The following is a 9,805-nucleotide window of genomic DNA, read 5'->3' as shown; positions in this document are numbered from 1 at the left end:
AGCTCCGCCGACGTCATCAAGATGGCCATGATATCACTGAGCAAGGACCTTCAGCCTCTCAAGGCACGCATGGTCCTTCAGGTACACGACGAAATCGTCGTCGACACGCCACCCGACGAACTCGAACGTGTCCGCGGGATGATGCAGAGGTCCATGGAATCAGCGATACACCTTTCGATCCCCCTCGTGACTCACCTTTCTTGCGGCTCGAACCTGCGGGACCTCCAATGAGTATCGACGTTGGACTCACCGGCAACATTGCCTCTGGCAAGAGCATGATCTCCGGCATGTTACGGGAGTACGGAGCAGCAGTGCTGGACGCAGATTTAGTGGGCAAGAATGTCCTTGCCAACAACGTTGAAGGGGCGCTTGAGCAAGTGCGTTCTTCCTTTGGCGATGGTATCTTCGATGGAAAGCAACTCAATCGCCATCTCCTCGGCAATCTTGTCTTCGGACATCCCGATCTCCTGAAGGAACTCAACGATATCATGGTGCCCATTATGACAAGACTGGTCGCCAATGAGATCACAATCCTTCACCGAACATCAACCGTCGTGGTCCTGGACGCGGCGATTCTGATCGAGGCCAGCTGGCAGAACCTGGTCGATGAGATCTGGGTTGTGAAAGCATCGAAGAACGAACAGCTGGAACGCCTCATGACGCGCGATCATCTTGCGCGCGATGAAGCCATCAGCCGAATTGAAGCACAGATGCCGCTGGCTCAGAAACTGGCGTACGCCGACGTCATCATCGACAACACGATGGACGTCGAGCAGACTCGAAAACAGGTGGAGATGCTTTGGAAAACGCGCTTACAGAACCGCTGAGTTACTCGAAAGTATCGACGTACAACGAGTGCCCTAGAAAATTCGAGTTCAAGTATATTCAGAAGATCCAGGAGCCTTCCCACTGGTATTTCAGCTATGGCAAGAGTATCCACGCAGTTCTCGAGAGACTGCTCTCATGCCACCTGGGAGAAGACGGGCAACTGTACGGGGATGATGCAGCTCTCTTCCCCACTTCTCTCTCCCAGCTTCTGGACGAGAACTGGTTGACAGAGGGGTATACCGACCCCAGTGATGAAGATAAGAAACGACGTCAGGCCCTGCACGTACTTACAGCATTCTTCCCGGTTTTCCGGTCCACATGGACACAGATGGTCTATGTAGAGCACCTCATCAACACGCAGATCGACGGCATCCCGTTTACAGGCATTGTGGACCGAATCGACCAAATCAGCGACCGTGTGCTCCGCATCGTCGACTACAAGTCCGCGAAACCGAGAGAAGTGTCAACACTGACATCTCATCGGTTTCAGGTAGCGCTGTATGCTTCGGCACTGAGTCAATTGAAAGAGTTTGAGGGCAAGCGGTTCATCCTTCAGACCTACTATCTCCGCGAAAACCTCAAAGCGGAGATGGACGAGGGGGCAGAAAACTGTATTGCCAAGTCGCGCGAAGTCCTCGTGAAGACCGCCCATCGGATCCTTCAGGGTGATTTTCGTGGAAAACGCGGCAGCAAGTGCTTTTCGTGCGACTACCGAGGCGTCTGCCCCGTATTCCGCCATATCTAGTTGTTGCCTTTCTTAGACACCAGACAACCCCTGCCCGCATGTCACGTGGCAGGGGTTGTTGCACAAACGTCTGTCTCGACTTGTTGCTACATCTTCGACTTCAGCAAGTCGCCCAGGCGATGGACCCCTTCGGTGATGTGCTCGGGATCCACGGCCGAGAAGTTCAACCGCATATGGCAGTTGTCGTTCCGATGAGGATAGAAGGCAATACCCACAACATATGCAACCTTGGCGCTGATCGCCTCGCGCAACATCGCTGCCGTGTCGATGCTTTCCGGAACCTTCACCCATACAAACAGACCGCCCTGAGGATCAGTCCAACTGGCCGCCTGCCGGGAAGTACTGTTCAAGAGCGGCAGATCATTGCATTCTTCTTCTTGGGATACTCGCGCCGAACGACGGCGACGTACTCATCCAGCCAGCCACGGCTGACAAACTCGTACGATATATACTGGGTCAAGGCCGGAGAACAAAGGTCCGCCGCCTGCTTTCCCAACGATGATCTTGTTCATGATGTCTTCGCGGGCGACGACCCACCCCAGACGAAGCCCGGGGAAACTGATCTTCGAGAACGTGCGCAGTTCTACGACACGATCCTTGCCACTTAACGCCAGCAGCGATGGAATTGGCTCACCCTCAAAGCGGATCTCGCCGTATGGATCGTCTTCAACAATGAGCAAATCATACGTGTGAGCCAGCTCAATCAGTTTCTTGCGCCGTTCCAGCGTCATCGTGACGCCAGCAGGGTTGTGAAAGTTGGGCACCGTGTAGACGAACTTCGGGCGGATGTGCGCCTTCTGCAGCTCCTTGAGTTTGTCCTCCAGGATGTCCATCTGCATCCCATCGTTGTCCAGCGGAATGGTACAGAATTTCAGCCTGCATGCTTGCAAAAGCCTGGATTGCTCCGAGATAGGATGGCTCTTCCACAATGACGGTGTCACCTGGATTCACAAAAACCTGTGCCACCAGGCTGAGACCCTGCTGTGAAGCGGTGGAAATGAGGACGTTTTCCAGATCGATGCCTTTGACCCCCTCCTTTCTCCATGCGATCCATAAGCAGAACACGCAACTTCTTGATGCCCTCGGTAGACCCATATTGGAGGGCCTTCTTGCCGTATTCCCTGAGCGCAAACGTGCTTGCCTCGATAACGCGGTCAATGGGAAAGAACCGATCGTCCGGCATGCCTCCGGCCAATGAAATGATCTCTGGACTGTCGACGAGTTTGAGGAGCTCTCGAATCTCAGATGGTCTGAAACTCAGCGCCCGTTCTGAGAACAACTCTTCTGCATTCAACGACATCGATATGCCTCCGCATTCTGATGACATTTCGGCAAGTGCCCATTGCACAAAGCATATGAGACTACTTACCAATGAAGTATACCCCTATTGAGTATAACGCGAAAAGTTCGCCACGAAGGCGGGCATCGGTCGTCAGTTAGACGCTGCAGCAAGTGCTTTTCCTGTGATTACCAAGGCGTCTGCCCCGTGTATCTAGTTGTTGCCTTTCTTAGACACCAGACAACCCCTGCCCGCATGTCGCGTGGCAGAGGTTGTTGCACGTCTGTTTTGAGCAGTTGCTAGATCTTCGACTTCAGCAAGTCGCCCAGGCGATGGATCCCTTCGGTGATGTGCTCGGGATCCACGGCCGAGAAGTTCAACCGCATATGACAGTTGTCGTCCCGAAGAGGATAGAAGGCAATGCCCGTAACATATGCAACCTTGGCGCTGATCGCCTCACGCAACATCACCGCCGTGTCGATGCTTTCCGGGACCTTCACCCACACAAATAGACCGCCCTGAGGATTCGTCCAACTGGTGCCTGTCGGGAAGTACTGTTCAAGAGCAGAGATCATTGCATTCTTCTTCTTGAGATACTCGCGCCGAACGACGGCGACGTACTCATCCAGCCAGCCACGGCTGATAAACTCATACGCTAAGTATTGAGCATCGTTCGGAGCACAGAGGTCTGCTGCCTGTTTACCAACGATGAATTTCTTCATGACGTCTTCACGGGCGACGATCCACCCGAGACGCAGCCCAGGGAAACTGATCTTCGAGAACGTGCGCAGCGCTATGACGTAATCCTTGCCACCCAACGCCAGCAGGGAGGGAATTGGCTCACCCTCAAAGCGGATCTCGCCGTATGGATCGTCTTCCACAATGAGCAGGCCATACGTGTGAGCCAGCTCAATCAGCTTCTTGCGACGCTCCAGCGTCATGGTGACGCCAGCAGGGTTCTGAAAGTTGGGTATCGTGTAGATGAGCTTCGGGCGAATGTGTGCCTTCTGCAGTTCCTTGAGTCTGTCCTCCAGGATGTCCATCTGCATCCCATCGTTGTCCAGCGGGATGGGACAGAACTTCGCCTGCATGCTTGCAAAAGCCTGGATTCCTCCAACATAGGATGGATCTTCGACAATGACGGTGTCGCCGGGGTTCACGAAGACCTGCGCCGCCAGGCTGAGACCTTGTTGTGAAGCGGTGGAAATAATGATGTTGTCCAGAGAGATGTCCTTGACGCCCTCGTTTGCCATGCGATCCATGAGCAGAACACGCAGCTTCTTGAGGCCCTCGGTAGACCCGTACTGGAGAGACTCCTGGCCGTATTCCCTGAGCGCAAACATGGTTGCTTCCATAACGCGATCGACGGGGAACAACCGCTCGTCTGGCATGCCTCCGACAAATGAGACGATTTCCGGACTGTTGACAAGTTTCTGGATCGCCCGAATCTCGGACCCTCTGAAGCTCAGCGCCCGTTCTGAGAACAACTCTTCTGCGTTCAACAACATCGATATGCCTCCGTACTGTGATGGTATTTCAGCAAGTGTCCACTGCAGAACATACGAGACTACTTACCGATGAAATGTAGTATACCCCTAATGGGCACAACGAAAAGCCCGCTATAAGAGCGGGCGTGGTCGTCAATTAGACTAGTAAGCCTGTTCTAGAGACCAATTTCGGTAGCAATCTCCTTCATGGAACTCAGGCCGATCGTAACAAACTTGTACAGATCGAGTCCCATCTCCTGACAAGCAAGCATCTGATCCCGGTTTGCTCCAGCGGCAAAACGCTTCTCCTTGAAGCGAACCATGATAAAATCCGTATCAAGCTGCGCAAGCTTCTTCTCCGGTCGAATGAGAGCACACGCGACAATGAGGCCGGACAACGGGTCCGCGGCGTACAATGCCTTGTCCATCATGCTCTTGCGCGGCAGACCATGCAGCGCGTTATGGACGCGCACCGCATAACAGATGTCCTCAGGCACTCCCATCAGATGCAGTTGCTCTGATCCGACAATACTGTGCATGTTTGGCTTGTCCTTGGTCTCACCATAGTCGATGTCATGGACAAGGCCTGCCAGGCCCCATTTCTCGACGTCCTCATGAAAGTGCACTGCAAGGCCACGCATAATGGCCTCGACGGCGAGCATGTGGTTGACCAGGTTCCGCGACGGTGTCCTCTCGACGATGACCTGATACAGGTCCTCGCGGTCCATGGACTATGCTTCGGGCCCAGGGACGGACGGTTCGGCTGGAGCCGCGCTGTCGTCGGTCACCCCAGACTGCTCGATATCCACGCCAGATTCGCAGGTCAGCTCTTCAGGTCTCATCTCTTCGGGACCCTGAGTAAGTACAAGCCTCTCTGCACAATTCTTCCTGACTGCAAACCAGGCGGTCAGCCCCAGTGTCAGAACAAACGCGTAGTTCACAGTCGTGAACAGGATGACGAGAGCCACGTTCACCCATGTGGGCATCTGGAAAGTGGGATGGGATGCTGCGTAGTTGCTGACATAGAAGGAAATAAAGCTGCTCAACAACCACTGCATGGTATAGTAGGCGGCTACCAGCGCGGTCGTAAGCAGGAGGAACAGGCTCACTTTCCCTTCCTGAGAGCGCCTATAGGAGATTGCCAGCACCAGCCCCGCTATCGACAGGACCACGTACCCAAGATTGAAGAAAAAGTCGGTACTGAAAATCGCACTGAATGGAATCATGATGCACCACCTTTGCCTTNNTTGTGGAGGCTCCTGCCTTCGCTGTTTGACCGGTTGGCCGTCTCCTCGCCCGTGGTCCCTTGTTCAGGAACTCGAACTCTACTCTACCCTTGTCTCCAAGCTTCAGGTAGGCCGAGAAGGGCCTGTTGTACTTCGATACGAAGTCCTCGATGAGCTCTGTCTTGCCCTTTTCGAGCAGGTTACGGGCCATGTCACGGTCAATAGTCTTGCCAGCATAGACTCTCTTCATCTGGAAACGGCAGTCGGTTGTAGCGCACCGGTAGTGCTCCACAGTCTCTACCACTGAACCCTGACACACGGGACAACGACCCAATGACTCCTCATTGACGATGGGTTCGGTAGCCGCAGAACTGCCACCCGACCCTTCAGCAAACTCCCATTCCAGCTTGTTGTCGGGCTTGAGTAGAAGCCGCGCACTGAATTTGAACCCGCGCCTGCTCACGAATCCGTCAAGCATCTCCGTCCTCTTCTCGGTCATAAGCTGCAAGGCCTCTTCACGACTGATGGAGCGTCTGAGAATCATCTTCGGAATGCTGAACTTGCAGTCCGTCTTCTTGCGACCATGGTGTTCGCAGACATACGATGAAGGGTGCTCAAGCACGTTGCCGCCGCAGATGGGACACACACCCAGTGGTTCCGCCGACTCGATGCCGATCTGCGTGGGAGTTTCGTACCCCTTGATCTTCTCGATCATCTGACGCGTGAACGCCTCGATACGGTCCAGGAATTCCGCGTTGTCCAATGACCCCTTCTCTATCTTGCGCAGACTCATTTCCCAGTCACCGGTAAGGTCCGGAGCCACAAGATCCGACAACTGGATCGCCTCAAGGAGATCAATCAGGTCAACACCACGCCTTGTGGCGACCAGACTCCGAGCTTTCCGCTCGACAACGCCGGTCCGGATAAGCTTCTCAATAATCTCTGCACGTGTGGCAGGAGTCCCCAGGCCACGTTCTTTCATTGCCTCAGCCAGTTCCTCGTCATCAACGAATTTTCCCGCCGTCTCCATGGCAGCGATAATGGAGGCGTCCGTGAACCGCGACGGAGCCTTGGTCAGCTTATGTTCGCTCTCAACCCTGAACGCCTGGATGCTCAACTTCTCCTTGAGGTCCGGCAAATCCTTGCTGTCGGCCTCACGTGGAGCGACCTCCAGCCATCCCGAGGTCTTTACGACTCTGCCGTCACTGCCAAATGTCTCACCCTCGACAACAGTCTCGACACGGGTAAGCATCAGAACGGCTTCAGGGTAGAACTGTTCGAGGAATCGGCGTACAACCAGGTCATAGACCACACTCTCGTCATGAGAGAGCGTGCTTCGATCCAGCCGCGTGCCAGTCGGAATGATGGCGTAGTGATCGCTGACTTTCTCGTCGTTGAAGACGAAGGGTCGCATCTTCCACCCCTCGTGTTGCACGTGTTGCACGTACGAGGCATATTCCCCAGTCGCCAGGTCTCCGAGCACCGTGACGACTTCCTTGCGAAGCGCCTTGGGCAGATACTTGCTGTCTGTTCTCGGATACGTTATGGCGCGTTTCTCTTCATAGAGAGACTGTGCTGCCCTGAGCGTTCGGCTCGCGCTCAAACCGTTCAGGCCGTTTGCTTCTCGCTGCAGCAGTCCAAGATCATACAGGTACGGTACCTGCATACGGTTCTCTTTCTGAGCAACCGACGCAACCACCCCTTTGTGCCCTGAACACTTCTTCGCAATGGCTTCGGCGGCGGCCTGATCGGCGAGTCTGCTCTCTGATCCCCGATGCCATAGCCCCGCATAAGTCGGTTCACCATGCGGCACGACCTTGAACTCGGCGTCGACCTCGAAATAAGGCACGGGGATGAATGCCTGAACTTCCTTCTCGCGCTTCGCGATGAGTCCCAGAACTGGTGTCTGCACGCGCCCCACCGTGACAAGCGACCCATTGCGCCTCGTCAGTCCCCGGGTGGCGTTGATGCCAACCAGCCAGTCTGCCTCNNAGCCACAAGCGTGACGAAGGTTTCTTCCCCCCGGCCTGTGCATAGATGTTGCGGAAGATCAGCTCACCCTCGCGACCTGCATCGCACGCATTGATGACTTCGTCCACTTCCTTGGAGACGATCAGTTTCTTGAGTGCGTTGAAACGCTCCTCGGCACCCTCGAGAACGGAGAACCTGAACGCCTCAGGGATGATCGGCAGGTAGGAAAGCAGCCATTGCTTGTACTTTTTATCATAGTCTTCGGGCTCTGCCAATCCAACAAGGTGGCCCACCGCCCACGAAACTATGTAGTGTTCGCCTTCGTAATAGTCACGGGTCTTCTTGCAGTGATCAATGACCGCAGCAAGTTGCTCGGCCACACTCGGTTTCTCTGCTATGACAAGCTTCTTCACGGCTGCTCCTTGGATGCCTCGACAGTAACGGCCCTCATTATACACACAAAAGACCTCGGGCAAGTGCCTGAGGCTTCTCAGTCGACAAGGCCCCGTGAGGGGTTGAAGACAAATTAAGACTGGTGCGCCCGACAGGATTTGAACCTGTAATCTACGGCTCCGGAGGCCATCGCCTTATCCAGTTGGGCCACGGGCGCACACGCTGGAAAGTATAGCAGAAAGGCCGGCCCTGTACAAGGTCGGCCTTTGGCTCAGCGCCTCACAAAACAGGACCCAGAACTCGGTTATTCCACTGTCACACTTTTGGCCAGATTCCGCGGCTGGTCCACGTCCAGACCCTTGCCATCTGCCGTATAGTATGCCAGAAGCTGGAGCGGCAATAAATAGATGACCGGAGAGAACAACTCTTCAACCGGCGGCATCGGGATGAAGTCGGTAGCGATGCTTTGTGCTCTCTTGTCCTTCTTGTCGGCCAATACTACCAGGGGGGAATCGCGCGCGATGGACTCCTGCAGATTCGAGTAGATCTTCTCGTACAGCACCCCCTGCGGAAGGATACCCACCACAGGGACATCTTCGTCCAGCAAGGCGATGGGGCCATGCTTGAGTTCTCCCGCAGCGTATCCTTCTGCGTGGATGTAGCTGATCTCCTTCATCTTGAGCGCGCCCTCCAATGCAATGGGGTAGTTGACGCCGCGCCCAACATAGATCATGTCGTGGACTTTGTAGAACTTGCGCGCAATCGTCTCCATGATGCCTACGTATTCGAGGACCTGTTCACACTTCTGGCTGAGACTGGACATCTGCGACGCGTAGTGCGCTGACATCTCAGCATCGAGCGTACCGTTGCGCTGTCCAAAATTGAGAGCTATGAGGTAGAAAGCAATGAGTTGGGCCATGAACGACTTCGTGGCGGCAACGCCGATCTCGAGACCCGCCTGAGTAACGAACGTCACATCTGACTCACGTGAAACGGTACTCTCCGGTCGGTTTGTGATGGCCACAACCTTGGCACCAAGACTACGTTGAAGTCGAAGCGCAGCAAGTGTGTCGATCGTTTCTCCTGACTGCGTGACTGCAATCCCCATCGTCCCTGGGCGAACAATGGGTCGCTGGTAACGATATTCACTACTGAAGCTGACCTCGGTCGGGATTCGTGCCAGTTCCTCCAGAAGATATTTGCCCACACGTGCGGCGTGGTATGACGTCCCTGCCGCCACAATCGATATGCGGTCGGGAACCGGCTGGCCCTGGAATTCATCGAGCTCGACGTGTCCACTGTCCATATCGATGCGGCCATACAACGTATCCCTGATGACAACTGGCTGTTCATGGATTTCCTTCAACATGAAGTGCTTGTAGCCCTGTTTCTCTGCAGCGGAAGCATTCCACTGAACGGTCATGGGTGTCCGATCGAAAGCATGCCCGTCTTCAAGCGAGTAGAAGGCATATCCCTGTTCGTTGATTTCGACGACATCCCCATCGTGCAGCGGGATGATCCGGTGTGTGTACTCCAGGAGTGCCGGCGTATCTGAACCGAGGATCATCTCCCCGTCGCCAACACCGAGCACCAGGGGAGATAACTTGCGGATTGCCACGATACGGCCAGGGAACGCTTTGGCCAGAACGAGGAACGCGAAGGCTCCGTCGAGCTGCAAAGCAGTCTTCCGCGCTGCATCGAGCAGGTCCGCGCCAGCATCGATCTCCTCTTCCATAAGATGAGCGATTACCTCGGTGTCGGTCTCGGACACAAAGACGTGTCCTCTCTGGATCAGATCATCTCGGAGCACCTGGTAGTTCTCAATGATGCCGTTGTGGATGACAGCGATCGTGCCCTTGCAGTCCACGTGTGGATG

Annotated in this window: 11 protein-coding genes, 1 tRNA gene and 1 pseudogene; 3 read left to right on the top strand and 10 right to left on the bottom strand. The window is 54.9% G+C overall.

Features of this window, described 5'->3' with window-relative positions; all coding sequences use genetic code 11:
- The 3 genes from SMC5_RS03885 to SMC5_RS03875 all read left to right on the top strand — a co-directional run.
- A partial coding sequence (locus tag SMC5_RS03885; RefSeq protein ID WP_133299157.1) for a DNA polymerase occupies positions 1-231 on the top strand: 231 nt, incomplete at its 5' end.
- Positions 228-827: a dephospho-CoA kinase gene (coaE, locus tag SMC5_RS03880; protein WP_119087244.1), complete on the top strand. Its 600-nt coding sequence runs from the start codon at positions 228-230 to the stop codon at positions 825-827. The genes SMC5_RS03885 and coaE, both read left to right, overlap by 4 nt.
- Positions 800-1,573: a RecB family exonuclease gene (locus SMC5_RS03875; protein WP_119119673.1), complete on the top strand. Its 774-nt coding sequence runs from the start codon at positions 800-802 to the stop codon at positions 1,571-1,573. The genes coaE and SMC5_RS03875 overlap by 28 nt, the downstream gene beginning before the upstream one ends.
- Positions 1,574-1,659: 86 nt before the next feature.
- On the opposite strand, the gene SMC5_RS03870 is transcribed toward SMC5_RS03875, so the two are convergent.
- From SMC5_RS03870 to glmS, 10 genes and pseudogenes are all read right to left on the bottom strand, one after another.
- Positions 1,660-1,860, bottom strand: coding sequence for a hypothetical protein (locus tag SMC5_RS03870; RefSeq protein WP_126854934.1), 201 nt, complete (start codon positions 1,858-1,860; stop codon positions 1,660-1,662).
- Positions 1,861-1,983: 123 nt separating this feature from the next.
- On the bottom strand, positions 1,984-2,412 hold the full coding sequence (locus SMC5_RS03865) for an aminotransferase class I/II-fold pyridoxal phosphate-dependent enzyme (RefSeq protein WP_243624976.1): 429 nt from the start codon (positions 2,410-2,412) through the stop codon (positions 1,984-1,986).
- A 98-nt stretch (positions 2,413-2,510) separates the two neighbouring features.
- Positions 2,511-2,873, bottom strand: a complete 363-nt coding sequence (locus SMC5_RS10645) for a hypothetical protein (protein ID WP_165848959.1) — start codon at positions 2,871-2,873, stop codon at positions 2,511-2,513.
- Positions 2,874-3,151: 278 nt separating this feature from the next.
- Entirely contained in the window at positions 3,152-4,360 is a 1,209-nt protein-coding gene (locus tag SMC5_RS03855; RefSeq protein WP_119119670.1) for an aminotransferase-like domain-containing protein, read from the bottom strand.
- Between the two features lie 155 nt (positions 4,361-4,515).
- On the bottom strand, positions 4,516-5,067 hold the full coding sequence (locus SMC5_RS03850) for an HD domain-containing protein (RefSeq protein ID WP_119119669.1): 552 nt from the start codon (positions 5,065-5,067) through the stop codon (positions 4,516-4,518).
- Between the two features lie 3 nt (positions 5,068-5,070).
- Positions 5,071-5,448, bottom strand: coding sequence for a hypothetical protein (locus SMC5_RS03845; protein ID WP_119119668.1), 378 nt, complete (start codon positions 5,446-5,448; stop codon positions 5,071-5,073).
- Between the two features lie 19 nt (positions 5,449-5,467).
- Positions 5,468-7,600, bottom strand: coding sequence for a DNA topoisomerase (locus tag SMC5_RS03840; RefSeq protein ID WP_119119667.1), 2,133 nt, complete (start codon positions 7,598-7,600; stop codon positions 5,468-5,470).
- Between the two features lie 7 nt (positions 7,601-7,607).
- Positions 7,608-7,949: pseudogene (locus tag SMC5_RS11235) on the bottom strand (toprim domain-containing protein); the annotation flags it as partial.
- 120 nt (positions 7,950-8,069) lie between these two features.
- Positions 8,070-8,146: transfer RNA gene (locus tag SMC5_RS03830), tRNA-Arg, on the bottom strand.
- An 87-nt stretch (positions 8,147-8,233) separates the two neighbouring features.
- Positions 8,234-9,805: glutamine--fructose-6-phosphate transaminase (isomerizing) (gene glmS, locus SMC5_RS03825; protein ID WP_119119665.1), on the bottom strand; the 1,572-nt coding region annotated here is incomplete at its 5' end.

The sequence above is a fragment of the Candidatus Cryosericum odellii genome (assembly GCF_003570935.1).
GTDB classification, from domain to species: Bacteria; Caldisericota; Caldisericia; order Cryosericales; family Cryosericaceae; genus Cryosericum; species Cryosericum odellii.
This window is presented reverse-complemented; position numbering and strand designations above follow the sequence as displayed.